Genomic DNA, 17005 nt, shown 5'->3' with positions numbered 1-17005 from the left:
CGGGCAACAGAGTCCCACAACGACTGGACCACTACGACGGGCTCACCTCACACCCGTCAGCTGTGCCGGTATTGCTGCCTCTGAAGATAGTTCGGTCTTCACTTGGTCACACGTCGCAATCCAGCTCGATCGGGTGAGACTCCACGCGGGTGTTGTCGAACATTCACAATTTCCAGAGAGCGACACCCCGTTGGTCGACGGGTTACACGCGTCCCTTGAGGAGGGCGCGCAGCTCGTCTGTGAGCTTGTACCGCCGCAAGCCCTGGTCGTCAAACATCCCAGTTGACTCGACACCATAGAACATCTGCGGCGAACATCCGTTGGGCCGCCCGTTCCAATTTGCACGAATGTAGTCACTTATGCCGGCGCCGCGGCCGTCCTTACTCGGCAGGCGTGTTTTGGAATTCACCATTTCGGCGATCGAGCCCGTTGGAACCCAGCAGTCGAGGAGCGAATTAAATGAAACAACACCCTCAGGCGAGGCTCGCCGAATCGCGCCGAGATAGTTGAATTCAAGAAAGCTTGGTGCTGTTTCAAGAAGCGAGTCGGCTCCGCTGCAACAACAGGATCCGTCGCCTAGAGGTAGTAGGTCAGTGTCAGCCGCACCGAACGACATCCCGTAATTGTGGGTCTCCGTCCTCAAGTCCACTATCGATTCGAGGCGGCGGGTCGCGGGCAAGACCCATTCACGCGCGGATCGCTTTGCCCCTTCGGCAGCGTAGAGCCGCCCGAGATCGATATCCAGGGCCCGATTCATTCGTTGCGTACCGGGCCATCCCTCCACCGGTAGCTTCAGGTATTCGACGCCGACGTGCCGCACTCCAGCGTCGGCCAACTCTGCGATGAAGACGGCGGCCTCACGCTCCCTGCCAGGAACGAGCGGCTGCAGCCGTGCAGCTGTCTTGATTCCTGCCTGCGATAACTCCCTCAACATCTGAATGCGTTGTGTCGGCGACGGTGCTCCGTGATCCAGGTCGGCCGCCAAGTCGTCGTCTCTGACGCTGAAGGACACCTGCACCACAAAGTCGCCGTCTTGAAGGACATCGAGATAGCGATCCTCGGCCAAAAGGACCCCTTTAGTGCTGATGACGGTGGGATAGCGATTTGAAGCCAGTTCTCGCAGCAGACTGCGCGATGTTCCGAGTCCCGCTTCAAGGGGCGGGAAGGGATCGGACATACCGCCGAAATGGATTGGTTGTCGATGCATGAGTAAGGCGCCGATCACTGACTTTGCCTCGTCACCACTCGCAGCTCTCGCAAATGCCCTGGCAATGGACGCCGGATCCGCAATCTTCAGGCCTCTTGGGGATCGTTGACCACCTCGCGCAGCCGCAAAACAATAATTGCACGAGAAGAGACAATCGCCGTACGTGTCGAGCCGAAGCGGAAGGCCGCAAAAGTAAAACTGGCTGGTCAGCGACAGGGCGTATCGGTACGTTTCATACGTGCTCATTCAGCACGAATCTCGCAGAGGTCGTCCGCGTCCGATGATGCGATCCAGAAATGGCCGTTCACTGTGATGGTCTGCCCTTTTGGCACGTCGGTGGGCAGCGAAGGTGTCACGACGAATTCGGTTGGTAGCGGGGTGCCGGAACAGTCATGAGCGATCAGACGAGAGCCCCGCATGTCACGATCCGATTGATTGACAATCGTCACCTCAGTTCGGTACTCGACATCGCGCGAGGAAAGTCCCTCCCCTCGTACGGCCCCCGTGACTGACCAACGCGCTCGAGCCTTCAACCCATTCGAGTCGACCTCGGAACTATTGGGAGGCGGGTGGATCACATACTGCGCTACAACGCCAGCGATGACTGCGATAAGCGCTGACACAATGAGCCCGCGCGACAGCAGCTTGCGCATATCGGTGAGGAAGAGATTCTTGTAGCGCTCGTTCAGGTGAAGAAGGTAAAGCTGCCTCAAGTCCTGTGTAGCGTCAACGCGATCATTCGCCAGGCCCTTGGCCTGTTTGGCGAAGGTATGCCATTGGGTTTCAGCGGCGTCCGCCTCCGCTCTTCGACCCAGTTTGGAGTGCCCCACCCAACAGTCCGGTCCGAACTTGTTTTTGTCGGGAAGAGCTCCGTGGTAGAACCATTTCCAGTTGGTTGCGGACCCTAGCCACGGATAGTTGTAGTTTGTCTGCCGCATGTACAGCCACCAGACGGCGATGCCCAGCAACGCCAGGCTCGCTCCGAGAAAAATGTATCCCGCACGGAGTGATGTGATCGTGGTGCCGAGAGCGAGTGGGATGAAGGCTAGTCCGATTGGTGCTAACGATCCGCCGATTGCCGCCAGCTGGCCACGTCTCGTCTCCGCGTACTGGATGCCGTCGATACGCTTTGCAATGAGTGTAGAAAGCGAGTCACGTAGGCTCTTGAGCTCGGCATCGCTGAGGGCCGCGATTTCAGGATCGACGCTGAGGTCGTACGCGTCCTGCCCACTCGTGCTACTGCTCGCAGCGCCCGGGTTGCTCACGCTTCCCCCTACAGTATGACGGCGACAGCTTCCCAGAGTATGCGAAATGCTCACCGTGCTGGGCTGGCTCGCCGGAAAGCAGCGCCGACGCGTTCTCGGGCACCGGTCCAAGATAGGCGAAGACCGGAATCGTTCGGCTAGATGAGATTTCGAGATCTCCAACCCTGTGCCATCCGAGCTTCTCGTAGAGGCAAATCGCCGCTACGTTGTCTTGCGCGACGTCTAGGACAGGCAAAGCGCCGTGATGATGGGCGTAACGGGTCGCTGCTGTGACCAACGCTTCGGCCAACCCCGTACGACGGTGCTCTGGCGACACAATGAGACGGCTCAAGACCATCAATCGCTCTGACTGCACACGCGACGACGCCGTCCAAATGTCGCGCGCGGCGTGGTTCGCAACCGCGTGCAGCGCAACGTGTCCTCGAACATTGCGGGTCGTCCCTTTGGCTACCCATGCCGCGATCTGCTTGGGTGGCGCCAGCCACCGGACCGGGTCCGCTGGCCAGGAAATCGGGTAACCGTCTGCATCGTGAACCGACTTTAAGAGATCCACGCATTTGCACAGTTCGTCCGGTTGTCTCCGCACCGTTTCGAAAATTGCGCGCTCTGGCCTTTCCACACCACCAGTGTGACCGAAACCTCCGACAAAGTACTGGGCGCGGACGCCAGAATTGCCCGCATTCATCCCGTTGTAGTTCGGTGTTGACGAGTCAGCCCGGAAGCCGGCCGAATGCCGTCTTCTGGTCCTCGCAGATTTTTCGTTGGAAGCCCCAATGCCCTCGTACGCCGCCTAGATTCGCTTACGTAGCCCTACGACATTCGGGCCGCTGACCGGTCGGCTCATCGCATCCAGCGCGGCCATCGTCTCCGCGTGATCGTCGTCGAATAGGTGCGTGTAAATCGAGAGTGTCGTCGTCACTTTCGCGTGCCCCATAAATCGCGAAAGCTGTAGCGGCGGAATCCCGGCCGCAACACACAAACTCGCGTAGGTGTGGCGAAGCCCGTGAAACTTCAACGCGAGCGGCAACACCGGTTCTGACCCGCCAAGGCGGTTGGCGCGCGCGACGGCTGGGCGGAACACCGCTTTGTAGAACGTCTGGTGGCGAATCGGAGCCGACCAATCGAGCACCAAGCGGTCGGCGGCATCATCGACACTCAAACCCGCCAGCGCATCAACGGCCGTGGGCGTGATCCGGTTTCCATCGGAATCGGTGGCGCGCTTGCCAGTCGGCTTAGTCGCTTTCAACGTTACAGCGCAAAACAGCGGTGCGGCCGGATCGTCGCGGCGCGGATGTGCGCCCAGATACTCGCGCACAAGTTCAGTGGTTCGGCTCATCATCGGCACGCGGCGGCGTGAACCTTTCGTCTTGGGCGAGTCATAGACCAGCGCGCCGTCGATGGTGATCACTGTGCGTTCGACGTGCAGCACGCCCGGCTTGGCGGGCGCGTTCGGGTTGATCGGCGCATCGGGCAACTCGACGTCGCCGACCTGTAGCCCTGCCAGCTCGGCGGCGCGCAGACCACACCACGCGGCCAGGTGCACCAGCACCGCGCACGGCCAAGGCGTCGCGTCTACCAGCGCGGCTACCTGCGCGGCGGTCAGAAACATGTCGGGATCGTCTACCACGCCCGGCGTGCCACCTTGGGCGCTGCGCTCACTCGGTAACTTCACGTGATCGGCCGGGTTAACGGTCAGTCGGCCGTCAGCTACGCATTGCGAAAGCACTTGCCGCACAACGAAATAGTGGTGACGAATCGTTGACGCTGACTTGCCCGCCTTGGCGAGCTCGCCCACCCATATAGCGATATCGGCGCGCACGATTTCGTTGACCGGCCGATGGTCGAACGTCGCCGCGATCGACAAATCGGCGGTACTCGCGCCGCCGCCGTTGCGCCGCGCACGTGTCTTGCCGCTCAACAGGTTGGCGTATTCGGCGCGAGTGCGTGGCTTGAGATCGTGGCGGCTATCGAGCCATTGCGCGGCAACCACACCGAACAGTTCTTTGCCGCGCTCGCGCAAACTAGCCGCCGATTGCCCTTGTGCAAGAAGTATTTTCACCATGTCAAGCTTCTCTTGCGCTAGCTCGCGGGTGTCGAACGTCTCCCGGTAGTCGCGGCCGTGTTCGTACCAGACGGCTTGATAACGCTTGACGGGCTTGCCGTTGACGCGCTTGCCCGATTCGCGGACCCGAATATGCATTGTCAGCTCTCCTCGTACAACATCCAGTCGTTGTCTCCCTTACAGGTGCGTTCGGGTTGAAAGCCCCACCGCAACGCCCGTGCCAAGCTCGCGCTGTACTTCCGTTCCAGCGCATCGCTATGCTCGCGTTTGATTGAAGATGGATGCCTAACGAAATGCACGCGCGGTAACGCATTCGACGGCTCAGCGCGCGGAGTGCGGAACGGCCACAACATGTTTGGCGCGTCGGGGTAGAACTCGCGAATCGCGTCCTTGGCATCGTTGCCCAAACCGATGATCAGCTTCGGTCCCACTAAGCGTAGTTCTTCGCCCAGATACGGGGTGCAGTTGGCTTTCCACTCCCGTGTCGACTTCTTGTTGCCTTCGGGATGGCAGTGCACGACGTTAGTGATGTAGAGGTCTCGCTTTTCAAGGTCGGCTAGGTCGAATCCCGCTTCGAGCAGATCGGCGCTGCCACCTACAAACGGTTCCTGTGCCGCCATACAAGGGCCACACAAACTCTGACCGACGATCACCACGGGTGATGTCAGGTTTCCCCATCCTGGCGCGGCCTGGGTGACGCCACGCTTGTTCATACCTTGGCACTTCCTACACGCCCTGATCCGATCGGCCAGGTCGTCGTGGTCACGCTGTCGACGATCACCGCGCGTTCGCGCCATCAAGTGGCCCCTTTTGCCCCCTGCGCAGATAGTAACAGTGATACAAGCTGAATACGTTGTCGGACTGACTACCCCTTCTTCAGATTAAATGCGCAGTTCAGGGAGCATCTCTGTCGTTTAGGTATCAATGTGAGGTAATGACTTGACCGTATTTTGACCGTAGCTCTGCGACGCTAGCCTCTTCGACCGACACGATCCGTCGCCAGCCACAGGCTCCGTCACGCGCGTCCTTGCCAATTTGACCTCCGGGCATCTGCGCTCGGCGCCGCCTGCGTATCCACCTCGTTCGCAGTAGTCCGGGTGGATCGAGACCAGTCTGTCCCACTAGCTGGTTAGGGTGTATTGCGTGGTCGAAGCGGGGGAAAGAGCAACTGAACAAGCGCCAGAATCGTCAGGCCGCTCGATCTTCGATGTTCTACAAGTTGGCGCTTCCGTTGCTGGCTTGGCAGGACCCCAACCAGTAAAGATCCTTGCCGTCGAGCGACTCACGGACGACTCGGCTAACGTCCTCTACAGGACCGATGCTGGCCCAGGCGAGCGAATCGTCTTCGCCCACCAACTCGAACACATCCGAGCGGTTCAGCCAGGCTTGGCGTTCAGCTTCGACGCAAGCCCGACGGCTTTCTTGTTGGCCGCCGAGGCCCGTCGGATGCGCCTTGCGTATCTCTTCGACTCCCAGGCCGCGCTGGGCACGAGTTCGGTCGAACCGTTGCCACACCAACTCCGCGCCGTTTACGAGATCATGCTGCAGAAGCAACCGCTGCGATACGTCCTAGCCGACGACCCCGGCGCTGGTAAGACAGTTATGGCTGGCCTCTTGATGAAGGAGCTGCTGCTTCGGGGTGACGCCGCGAACGTCATGGTTGTTTCGCCCGGTTCCCTCGTTGACCAGTGGGACGAGGAGATGCGCGAGAAGTTCGAGCTCGAATTCGAAATGCTCACACGCGACAAGATGCTCAACGAAGGCAATCCTTTCGCCCGCGGTGGCCTCTGGTTAGCCCGTCTCGACGTCCTCGCCCGCAACAGCGAAGGCATCCTCGACAAAGCCTGCGAGGTCGACTGGGACCTGATCATCTTCGACGAGGCGCACAAAATGTCAGCCACCGTTTGGGGCAGCGAGGTCAAAAAAACCAAGCGCTACCAAATGGCCGAAGAGATCGGGAAGCACACCCGCAACCTGCTGATGATGACCGCCACCCCACACTCAGGAAAGGAGGAGCAGTTCCAACTCTTCATGGCGCTGCTGGACTCTGACCGATTCGAAGGAGTCGCCCGGGAGGGCAGCCGCAAGGTCGACGTCGACGACCTGATGCGGAGGTTGGTCAAGGAGGAGCTGAGAACCTTCGAGGGCACGCGACTCTTCCCCGAGCGGTTCGCGTTCACCGTCAAATACGAACTGTCGCAACCGGAGAAGGACCTCTACGTTGCGGTCACCGACTACGTGCGCGAGGAGATGAACCGCGCCGATGCGATGGAGGGCGACCGGCGCCGGCGCACAGCTGTCGGGTTCGCGCTCACGACGCTCCAGCGCCGTCTCGCGTCCTCTCCGGCGGCAATCAACAGGTCGTTGGAGCGCCGCAAGAACCGCCTCGAATCCGAGCTGCGTGAGGCCCGGCTATTTGCGTCGGTCAAGAGTGACGACGTCGATGTCCCGGACGATTGGGACGATCTGGACGACCTCACCGACGAGGAACGCGAAGCATTGGAGGACAAGGCGATCGCCGGCGCAACGAGTGCCCGCACACCTGAAGAGCTTGAAACCGAGATCGCCGTCCTCGACCGACTACTGATCAAGTCAGCCGCAGTTAAGTCTTCGCCCACCTATGCGAAGTGGGATGCGCTGCGCGACACCCTCGACGACTACGACGAAATGCGGGACGACACCGGCGCCCGCCGTAAGGTCATCATCTTCACCGAGCACAAGGACACCCTCGACGATCTCGTCACGCGGCTGATGCAACATCTGGGCCGCGACGACGCCGTCATCACAATCCACGGCGGTACCAAACGTGAAGACCGCAAGAAGGCCAAGGAGACCTTCGAACAGAACGAGCGCTGCATCTTCCTCATCGCCACCGACGCTGCGGGTGAAGGTGTCAACCTGCACAAGAACGCCCACCTTCTGATCAACTACGACCTTCCTTGGAACCCCAATCGCATAGAACAGCGCTTCGGCCGCGTTCACCGCATCGGCCAACCCAACACATGCTTCATGTGGTCACTCGTGGCCGAGGACACCCGAGAAGGTGACGTCTACATGCGCCTCCTGGAGAAGCTCGAAGAACAGCGAGCCACCCTCGGTGGGAGAGTTTACGACGTTTTGGGACAGCTGTTCCAGGGCAATGCCCTTCGCGACCTGATGATCGCGGCGATCAGAGAAGCCAACAAGCCAGAGCGCCAACGCTACCTCACCGAAGTAGTCGACCCCAAAATCGCCGAGGGCATCCCTGAACTGCTGAATGCCAACCAACTGGTGCCGTCAGCGATGGACGACTCCGAGATCGACGAGATGCGCCGCGAAATGGAGCGAGCGGAGGCCGCCCGCCTCCAACCTCACCACGTCGAAGCGTTCTTCCATCGCGCCTTCGCTGACGTCGGCGGGTCGCTGCGGATGCGCGAGAGCCATCGGTTCGAAATCAAACGCGTCCCGGGCGAGATCAAGGAACGCGACCGGGTGACGGGCTATGGGCAGCCTGTCGTTGACTCCTACCACCGGGTCACCTTCGACCCCAAATGCGTTCGCGTTGAAGGCAACAATCATCTCGCAACGCTGCTACACCCAGGACATCCATTGGTGGCGGCAACGATTGGGGTCGTTTCCGAACGCCACCACGATGCGCTACGTCGGGGCGCGATCCTTGTCGACCGATCGGATCTGTCCACTCAGCCCTACGTCGTCAGCCTTCTGGAGCACGACGTCACCGACGGCCGGATCGGCCGCGATGGACAGCCCTTGGTTGTCTCTCGCCGCGCGCAATACGTACGCATCGACGCTGACGGTGCGATGACTCCGCTCACCGGCTCACCGATACCGAACTACGAGGTTCTCACCGATGAGGAGCACGCGCTTGCCGGCAAGGTACTGACCGAACCATGGGCGCAAGCTTCAGACCTCGACCAGCGTGTGATCCGCGAAGCCTCGGTCACCATCGCACGACAGCACGCCGATGAAGTCACCAATCGGACGATCGAGCGAGTCGACAAGACGGAACGCCTTGTGCGCGAGCGCCTAACGCGCGAGATCAACTACTGGGACCAACGCGCATTCGAACTCGGCGAACAGGAACGTGCAGGCAAGAAGACCAGACTCCCTGCCTCGCAGATGCGCGAGCGCGCGGAGGCCCTTGCGCGTCGTCTTGACAGGCGCTTCAAGGAGCTGGAACAAGAACGCGACATCTCGGTGCGTCCACCGCGAGTAACGGGTGCCTGCCTGGTTATCACTCAAGGCTGGCTCGACGCCCAACACGACCCCGAAGGCGCAGACGCCCGCGCCCGGGAAACAACCAGGGTGGAACGGCTCGCCGTTGACGCCGTACTACGCGTCGAGCAGGCACTCAAGCACCGGCCCAAAGAAATGCACCACAACAACCCCGGCTACGACATTGAGTCTGACACCGGCACGACACTCGACTTCATCGAAGTGAAGGGACGAGTCGTTGGCGGCAAGACGTTCGAGCTCACTCGCCAGGAGGCGGTGACGGCACTCAACAAAGCCGACCACTCGGTGCTCGCACTCGTCCGAATCGCCGACGACGACTCCACAACCGTGCGCTACCTACGTCACCCGATAAGGCAGCCGATCGATCCTCGCGCAGCACGAGTCGAGTACGACTGGGAACCGTTCTGGAACGATGCAACGGAGATGAGCCAAGAGTGAGTCCGACGACGCGACAAAAGAAACTAATCGAGGTTGCGCTTCCGCTCGACGAGATCAACGCCGCCTGCAAATCGGACAAGGATCGCAAGACCGGCACCCTCCGGAACGTCCACAAATGGTGGGCTCCAATGCCGTTGCCAGCGTGGCGGGCTTTGATCTTTGCTGCGTTGGTCGACGACCCAGAGGATGACAACCAACGGGTGTATCTGCTGGACCTTGTCAAACGGCTCGTTTCCAACGGAGCCGATCTCCCTGACAAGAGCGACCTGAAGGAAGCCCATCGCCTGCTTGAGCTTCAGTTCCCAGACGCTGTGCCGTCTGTAGTGGATCCGTTCTGTGGAGGTGGCTCGACCCTGGTCGAAGCGCAACGGCTAGGCCTTCCGTCATTCGGTTCCGACCTCAACCCTGTTCCCGTGCTCATTTCGCGTGCGTTGACAGAGATCGCACCAAAGGTCTGGGGATTGCCGCCGGTCAACATGCCGAGCAACAACGACGGTCCTGGTGGCCTCTGGAACGAGCGACATGGTCATTTTCCGGATCTCAGCGGGCTTGAGATCGACTTGCGGCACTACGCGGACTTGGTGTGCGAACGTGCATGGAACGTTTTGCGACATGATTTCGGTCTACGCGGTAGTGATGCACTCACCTGGACATGGGTTCGCACTGCGACATGCACGAACCCGACCTGTTCCGCGGAGGTTCCACTGACAACGAGCTGGTGGCTCTCCAAACGCTCGAAGGATCTCGCTTGGATGGAGCCGGCGTATTCCGGCACGGCGCTTGAGATCGGTGTTGTCACCGGCAGAGCCAGCGGCTCCGCGCCCGAGCCTACAAAGGTCGGTAGAGGTGCGAACTTCAATTGCCCTCGGTGTGGCGCCCTTCTCAAGGAAGCGGCAGTAATCGCTCAGGGCGAGAGACGTGAGTTGGGGTTGAGATTGGCCGCGGTGAGTGAGGAAGGGACGAAGCGTCGGACCTACCGCGAACCTACCGACGACGATATCCAGGCCGCGCGGAATGCCGTCCCGCCCGACGACATACCCGAGGTCCAGCAACCGGACATCCCTCGGTGGTTCTCAGGTCCCCGGTTCGGATTGGGACCTTTTGCCAGCCTGTATACACCTCGACAACTGAAGGTGCTCGCGACACACGCTGATCTGATCGCCGCTTTGAAAAGCGAGATCATCGAAGATGGCGGGGATGAGTTGCGGGCTGATGCGATCGTCACCTTCCTCGGACTTGGTCTAGGCCGCATGGCGCAATATCAATCGAGCCAAGTCCGCTGGTTCATCGACTCGCGATCGGGGGGCGGTCAACCGCTCCCGGCCTTCGGACGGCATGACATCCCGATGCAATGGGACTTCGCCGAACTGACGCCGCGCATCGGTGCGGGATCCTTGCCCGGTGCGATCAACTCAATGGTTGCCGCTTTCCGCTACCTGGTTGACGGAGTCGGAAGTGTTGTACGAGCCGACGCTCGCTCGTCGCGAGCTGATCGTCCCGGCTTGGTCGCAACGGACCCGCCGTATTTCGATGCGATCGGCTATGCGGATCTGTCTGACTACTTCTACATGTGGCATCGCCGCGCGTTGCGCGCCGTGCACCCGGATCTTTTCGCGACGATTGCTACGCCTAAGACCGGTGAGTTGACCGCAATCCCGAGCCACCATGCGAAGAGTCCTGACCGAGCCCGTGACTACTTTGTGGAGGGCTTCACTGAGACCTTCCACAACCTTCAAGCTTCGTGTGCTGAGGGACTTCCGATGCTTGTCGTGTATGCGTCCAAGGAGCAGAAGGGGGGACGCGAAGAGGAGACGCGTTGGGCGTCAATTCTGACCGCGATCATAGACGCGGATCTGGAGATCACAGGCACGTGGCCAATCCACGGTACCGGTGGGAAGCGGATGATCGGCATCGGAACTAACGCTGTGGCGGCGTACATCGTGATGGTATGCCGTCCCCGGCCCCCGGAGGCTTCCACGTGCAGTCTTGCAGACTTCAATCGTGCGCTGCGCCGTGAGCTTGGGCCGGCAGTGCGCGATCTCCAGGCTGCATCAATCTTGCCCGTGGACCTAGCACAGGCGGCGATGGGACCAGGTATGGAGATCTACTCGCGATACCGGGCTGTCGTGAACCAGGCCGGCGAAGCGGTGCCTGTTGATGAGGCATTACGCCTCATCAACTCGGCACTGGCCGAGGTACTAGACGAGCAAGAAGGTGAGCTCGATCCCGAGTCGCGATTCGCCGTTCGCTGGTGGGCAACGCATGGATGGAACGCAGCAGAATTTGGCGAAGCAGACAAGGCCGTACGCCCGCTTGGCATCACCGTAGACGATGTCAAACGAGCGCAAGTTGCGACGGCCGCGGGAAACAAAGTCCAGCTACTTGGCCGTGACAACCTCGACCGGAATTGGTTGCCGTCGAAGGACACTCGGCCCACCGCCTGGGAGGCGGTGCATCATCTCGTAGACCGCTTGATCGATGGCGGTGGTGAACTTGAAGCAGCGAGGCTGATGGCGACCTTGGGAAGCCTCCAAGACTCAGCGATGGCATTGGGTTACCGACTGCACGACGTTGCGGCTAAGTCAGGAAGAACCGCAGACCAAGAGCGATACAACGCCCTCATCAGCGCGTGGGCCGAGGTGGTTCGACTAAGCGGAGACGGGCAAGTAACTGCGGAAGGGTTGTTCTGACATGGCCTCCTTGACTAACAAAGAGCGAGTTGGTCGCCTTCTTGATCTTGTCGCTCAAGGGCTCGGTCCGTGGATGATCACCCAACTTCATACCAAGTACGGAGACAGCTGGGCGACGGAGGTAGGTCGCACAGCGGGGCTAACTGGGCGTGACGCTTCGCCGAACCAGTCGGACCCGGCGTACCTGTTCTGGGTTTTCGACAAGCAGTGGCACGCGATCTTCAAGAGTCAGCTGTCGTTCGAGGACAAGCGCGCAGTCAGCGCACTGTGGGATGCCCGCAAAGAGTGGGCACACGGTGAACGGATTTCTTCGGAACGCACTGAACGGGTGCTCATGGATGGCGAGCACATCCTGCGCTCCATCGGTGCGGTGCAGCAAGCGGACAAGGCCGATGAAATGCGGCGAGAGTTCCGGCGGCTCATGTTCGAGGAGGACCAGAAGCGCCTGCAGCGTGCACAGGAGAAGGCACTGTCCGTTCAGGTGGACTCGACCGGCCTTCCTGCATGGCGTGACGTGGTCGAGCCGCACGATGACGTGGCCCGGGGCACCTTCGAACTTGCGCAGTTCGCTGCCGACCTGCGACAGGTGCATCAAGGGATTGCAGGCCCCGAATACGGTGACCCGGTCGAGTTCTTCGGCCGCACGTACTTGACCCGCGGTCTCCGCTACTTGCTGGAACAGGCGATTAAGAGACTCACTCGTGGCGGCGGCGAACCGGTGGTCGATCTCATGACCACATTCGGTGGGGGAAAGACGCATTCGCTCCTCGCCGTGTACCACGCGGCCGCCGGCATCCCCGCCGAGAAGCTGCCGGGTATGCGCGAATTGCTCGACGGTATCGGCGTGAGCGAGCTGCCGGCGAAGGTCCACCGTGCCGTACTCGTCGGCAACGACCTATCCATCTTGGGCATGCCCAAACCCGATGGCATCAACGTCAATACCTTGTGGGGCGAACTGGCCTACCAGCTCGGGGGCAAGCCCGGCTACGAGATGGTCGCACGGTACGACGAGCAGTCAGTACCGCCGACTACCACTGCGATCGCGGATCTCCTAGCGAAGCATGGCCCCTGCATCGTCCTCATCGACGAATGGGTGGCGTACTTGCGGCAACTCTGGTCGCGGGAAAGTTCAGCGCCGGCAGGAACATTCGATGGGCACATGACTTTCGTGCAGTCGCTGACCGAAGCGGTGAAATCTGTGCCGACGGCTCTGCTGGTCGTCTCGCTGCCGGCGTCGGATGTTGTCCGTGACATGCCCGGCGCCGAGGGACCGATCGATAACGAGCATGAAGTCGGTGGAACAGCGGGACTTGAGGCTCTGCGGCACCTTCGATCGGTGATCCACCGGGTGGAGTCGGCATGGCAGCCGGCGACGATCGAGGAGTCGTTCGAGATCGTCCGGCGACGCATCTTCAAGCCGTTCGGTCGCGAGCAGGATGCCGCCCGAGATTTGGTGGTGCAGAAGTTCACCGATCACTACCTGCGGTACTCAGCCGATGTGCCGAGCGAGGTCATGCAACCCGGATACCGGACGTCGATGCGTACCGCATACCCGATCCACCCCGAGTTGTTCGACCGGCTCTACAAGGACTGGTCAACATTGGAGCGGTTCCAACGCACCCGTGGCGTTCTGCGTCTCATGGCGACGGTGGTCTACGCACTCTGGATCAGTGGCGACAGATCACCGATGGTCCTTCCGGCGTCCATCCCACTTGACAGCGCCAAGGTCTTCGATGAGCTCGCGAACCATCTCGATGACTCATGGAAGCCCATCGTCGACGCCGACGTCGCCGGCGAGACTTCGACGGCGAACATCGTCGACAGCGAGATCAAGATCCTCGGCAAGTCCATGGCAACAAAGCGAGCTGCGCGGTGCGTGTTCCTCGGGACCGCCCCGATGGCGAACTTGCGACAACGTGACGGCAGTGCGGCCACCATCCGCGGTATCGAGCAGAAGCGCGTCGTACTCGGCTCTACCTACCCTGGTGACAATCCAGCGCACGTGACCGATGGGCTGCGGCGCCTGGGCGACCTGGGCAAGTACATGAACCGCGACCAGGACCGCTACTGGCTCTCGCTGCAGCAGACCGTCGCTCAGATCGTCCAAGAACGTGCCGACTCTTACCACGACGACCAGGTCTTCGAGGAACTAGCAGCTGTGGTCCGTCAGGAGACGGACAAAGGGCTTTTCGAGCGCGTGCACCGCTTCCCGCACGGCAGCATTGACGTCGACGATGATCCGGGCATCGGGCTGGTTATCTTCGGGCCCGACCGACCGTTTTCCAAGCGCGGCCGTTCGGTTGCAGAGGACGCCGCTCTCGAGTTTCTGAGCAAGCGCGGGACCAATGCCCGCATCCACAAGAACAGCCTGGTGTTCCTCGCTCCTGAGGTCGACCGCATTGACGTTCTCCTCAACGCCGTGCGTCAGCGTATGGCGTGGGAGTACATCTTGGAGAGCAAGGACTCGCTCAACCTCGACCAGCACAACATCAAGGTCGCAGAGTCGCGTGTCACCCAGGCCAAGCAGACAGTGTCGGATTCCATTCGGGAGGCCTACCGGTGGATTCTCGTGCCGACCCAAGAACCTGGCTCGTCGTCCATCGAGTTGGAATCGATCCTGATGAGCGGAGACGGCACCCTCGCTGAGCGAGTCACCAAGAAGGCGGACGCAGGCGAGTTCGTCGTCCGTGCCTTCTCGCCCTCGCTTCTGCGTATGCAAATCGACCGGCTGAACCTCTGGAAGGACCAGCCTTACGTCCCACTCGACACCCTCGTCGGCTACTTCAGCCAGTACGTCTACATGCCGAAAGTCGTGCAGCCCAAGGTCGTAATGGACGTCGCGTGGCATCTGGACGAGGTGTTGAGCATCGAGCTAGATGGCTTCGCGTACGCCGACTCATACGAAGGCGACCGTTTCGTAGGGCTGACGATCACCAAGCCAGTAGCCGTACGCCAGGGCGGGCTTCTCGTCGAGCCGACGGTTGCACTTGAGCAGATCGAAAGAGACAAAAATCCTGACGAAGGTGGCGCAGGCAGCACTGGAACGTCGACGCACACGGGCAGTTCGACGGGTGGCACTGTTCAGGCAGGGACGGGCGATGGTGGCGGCGCCGGGTCGTCCACGACGACGTCCGTTCCCACACGGTTTCACGCGACAAAGGAACTGATGACGAATCGCGTTGTACGCGATGTCGGCCAGATCTACGAAGAGATCATCTCCCACTTCGTCAATGGCGGACTCCCGATCCGCGTCTCGATCGACATCGAGTCCAGCCAGCTAGACAAACTCACCGACGATCAGCGTGCCGCAATCCGGGAGAACCTGAACGCTCTCGGTTTCGGCGCAGACGACTGGTCGATGGATTAGAACTGCTTGACCTCTCGCCACCTTCCGGTCCATACGCCAAAACGCCCGGCTTGAGCCACCAAACCCTCAGTAACCGGGATACTTATGCCAGATCCGCTCGGTTTCCTCGTCGGGGTCATACTCGGAGAGGTGCCACCGCGGATACTCGTACAGATCGTCTGCGAGTTCCGTGATCACGGCTCTGAGTTCCAATGGTGTCAGCCACTCGTCGCCGATGGCGGATGCCCCGTGTATCGCACCGAGCAGGTTTCCCGCCATCGAGCCCGTGGAGTCTGAGTCCCCGTCATGGTTGACGCCTGCGACCACCCCGTCGGCGAACGATTGGGCGGTCAGCGCACAGTAGAGTGCGATGGATAGTGCCTCGTCCGCTACCCAACCCTTGCCTAACTCGGCGATGGCGTCTGACCGATTGCCGCCACTTTGCGCTGCGGCCTCTGCGGCCTCGACGGCCATCAATGTCTCGCCGTGGCCATCGATTTCGTGCAGGATCCATTTCGCCGCGGGTAACGCGTCGATCAGCGAAACCCCTTGCGCCAATAGATATACAAGCCCGGCAAAAAATCCGGCTGACAACGTACCCGTGGGGTGTCCATGCGTCAGCGCCGCAAGATCGACGCCCACGTCGAACGCTTCTCGCAGCGATCTGCTGGGCAATCGCAACACAAAAAGTCCGACGGGTGCCACGCGCATGACCCCGCCGCACCCCTTGCTGTTGTTGTCGGCGGGCTGGCTCAGGCCGCGCATCTGCTGAAGCGCTGACACGCAGGTGTTCCCCGGCGCTCGCCGGGCGTGGAGTTGGTGCTGTTGGTACAGCCAGCCCGCCGGTGCGTCGTCTTCGAAGGGTTGACCGACTCCGACCCCGTGCTGGGTTGTTTCGCCTTGGGTACGAAGCCAACGCAGGTAGGCGTTGGCAGTCACGCCGGTGTGGGTCGTCAGCCCTTTCAGGCAGCCGCGAACCCAGCATCTCAGCAAGCCTTCGGCGGTGAACATTGTCATCTGCGTGTCGTCAGTGATCGTTCCGATACCGCCGTATGCGGCGGCATATCCGGAGATTCCCTGGGGACCGAACTGTGCCAGAATTTCGTCGCGAGTATAGAACTCGACAGGTGCTCCTAATGCGTCGCCGACCGCGCCGCCGAGCAGACAACCGCGGAAACGGTCTCGGAGCTTGGGGCGCATTCCCGCACGTTACAGCTGCCGGGCTGGCTGAGCTAGCTTCAGAATTCCGCGATGTAGGCGGCGGTGATGCCCTTGAGCCGCAGGCTTATCGCCTTAGCGGCGGTGTCCAGCGTTCCCTCAAGTCTGGGCTGCATCGCAGATACGACAGGCGAGCCGTGGCAATAGTTACTTCGAGTCGATCGACGCCGTCGATCCCGGTAAGTTCCACTGCGCGATCGCATTTTCCAGGTATTCGCGAGTGCGTGCGGCCGCAGAATCACAAGCTGCGATCTCGGCGAGCGCACGCGCCATGTGCTCTGCAGCTTTCACGTAGTGCCGCCGCACTAGCTTGTCCTCCTCAGAGGCGGCAATCAGCATCAGATTTGTCTCACGCAGCGAAGTGTTCTCGGCCGCTAGATGTGCTTCGCGGTCCCATGCCTCAGGTGCACCAGCCGAAGCGCGCGGTTTTCGCCGCGTCCTCGGCCTGAACTCGCCGAGGGAATCCGTGAAGACGTACCGTCGAACCCGCGAACCCGCAGGCCTTTCGAATCCCTCTAATGCCCCTCGTTCGCGGGCCAAGCG

The 17005-nt window shown here is 60.9% G+C and carries 10 protein-coding genes; 3 read left to right on the top strand and 7 right to left on the bottom strand.

Annotated elements, in window-relative coordinates; genetic code table 11:
- Positions 1 to 202 precede the first annotated feature (202 nt).
- The 5 genes from M1248_RS28790 to M1248_RS28775 form a co-directional block, all read right to left on the bottom strand.
- Entirely contained in the window at positions 203 to 1453 is a 1251-nt protein-coding gene (locus M1248_RS28790) for a radical SAM protein (protein ID WP_410506748.1), read from the bottom strand.
- Entirely contained in the window at positions 1450 to 2472 is a 1023-nt protein-coding gene (locus tag M1248_RS28785; protein WP_317150476.1) for a hypothetical protein, read from the bottom strand. The genes M1248_RS28790 and M1248_RS28785 overlap by 4 nt, the downstream gene beginning before the upstream one ends.
- A complete protein-coding gene (locus M1248_RS33460) occupies positions 2444 to 3157 on the bottom strand; it encodes a GNAT family N-acetyltransferase (protein ID WP_410506747.1) in 714 nt (237 codons plus the stop codon). Before M1248_RS33460 ends, M1248_RS28785 begins: the two co-directional genes overlap by 29 nt.
- A gap of 105 nt (positions 3158 to 3262) precedes the next feature.
- A complete protein-coding gene (locus tag M1248_RS28780; RefSeq protein WP_317150475.1) occupies positions 3263 to 4672 on the bottom strand; it encodes a tyrosine-type recombinase/integrase in 1410 nt (469 codons plus the stop codon).
- A 2-nt stretch (positions 4673 to 4674) separates the two neighbouring features.
- Positions 4675 to 5247 (bottom strand): uracil-DNA glycosylase family protein, encoded by a 573-nt coding sequence (locus M1248_RS28775; RefSeq protein WP_317150474.1) that lies wholly within the window; start codon positions 5245 to 5247, stop codon positions 4675 to 4677.
- A 526-nt stretch (positions 5248 to 5773) separates the two neighbouring features.
- On the opposite strand from M1248_RS28775, the gene M1248_RS28770 reads away from it, so the two are divergent.
- Genes M1248_RS28770 through M1248_RS28760 form a run of 3 tightly spaced genes read left to right on the top strand, consistent with a single transcriptional unit; the run spans position 5774 to position 15265 of the window.
- Positions 5774 to 9208, top strand: coding sequence for a helicase-related protein (locus M1248_RS28770; RefSeq protein ID WP_317150473.1), 3435 nt, complete (start codon positions 5774 to 5776; stop codon positions 9206 to 9208).
- Positions 9205 to 11898 carry a DUF1156 domain-containing protein gene (locus tag M1248_RS28765; RefSeq protein WP_317150472.1) on the top strand — a complete coding sequence of 898 codons (2694 nt, stop codon included), beginning with the start codon at positions 9205 to 9207 and terminating at the stop codon, positions 11896 to 11898. The genes M1248_RS28770 and M1248_RS28765 overlap by 4 nt, the downstream gene beginning before the upstream one ends.
- Position 11899: 1 nt before the next feature.
- Positions 11900 to 15265, top strand: coding sequence for a DUF499 domain-containing protein (locus tag M1248_RS28760; RefSeq protein WP_317150471.1), 3366 nt, complete (start codon positions 11900 to 11902; stop codon positions 15263 to 15265).
- A gap of 66 nt (positions 15266 to 15331) precedes the next feature.
- On the opposite strand, the gene M1248_RS28755 is transcribed toward M1248_RS28760, so the two are convergent.
- The gene (locus tag M1248_RS28755) at positions 15332 to 16444 is read right to left on the bottom strand and encodes an ADP-ribosylglycohydrolase family protein (RefSeq protein WP_317150470.1); all 1113 of its coding nucleotides are present in this window, start codon (positions 16442 to 16444) and stop codon (positions 15332 to 15334) included.
- Positions 16445 to 16609: 165 nt separating this feature from the next.
- Complete coding sequence (locus tag M1248_RS28750) at positions 16610 to 16801, bottom strand: hypothetical protein (RefSeq protein WP_317150469.1); 192 nt, start codon at positions 16799 to 16801, stop codon at positions 16610 to 16612.
- Positions 16802 to 17005: the final 204 nt, after the last annotated feature.

The sequence above is a fragment of the Mycobacterium sp. 29Ha genome (assembly GCF_032883055.1).
Classification (GTDB): domain Bacteria; phylum Actinomycetota; class Actinomycetes; order Mycobacteriales; family Mycobacteriaceae; genus Mycobacterium; species Mycobacterium gallinarum.
The sequence above is the reverse complement of the archived record's forward strand: the minus strand, read 5'-3'. Positions and strand labels throughout refer to the sequence as shown.

Excerpts from the sequence above, each read along its gene's own strand:
- M1248_RS28790 (WP_410506748.1), bottom strand. The coding sequence starts at position 1,453 with ATGAGCACGTATGAAACGTACCGATACGCCCTGTCGCTGACCAGCCAG.
- M1248_RS28775 (WP_317150474.1), bottom strand. The coding sequence starts at position 5,247 with ATGAACAAGCGTGGCGTCACCCAGGCCGCGCCAGGATGGGGAAACCTG.
- M1248_RS28760 (WP_317150471.1), top strand. The coding sequence starts at position 11,900 with ATGGCCTCCTTGACTAACAAAGAGCGAGTTGGTCGCCTTCTTGATCTT.
- M1248_RS28750 (WP_317150469.1), bottom strand. The coding sequence starts at position 16,801 with ATGCTGATTGCCGCCTCTGAGGAGGACAAGCTAGTGCGGCGGCACTAC.
- M1248_RS28780 (WP_317150475.1), bottom strand. The coding sequence starts at position 4,672 with ATGCATATTCGGGTCCGCGAATCGGGCAAGCGCGTCAACGGCAAGCCC.
- M1248_RS33460 (WP_410506747.1), bottom strand. The coding sequence starts at position 3,157 with ATGAATGCGGGCAATTCTGGCGTCCGCGCCCAGTACTTTGTCGGAGGT.
- M1248_RS28755 (WP_317150470.1), bottom strand. The coding sequence starts at position 16,444 with ATGCGCCCCAAGCTCCGAGACCGTTTCCGCGGTTGTCTGCTCGGCGGC.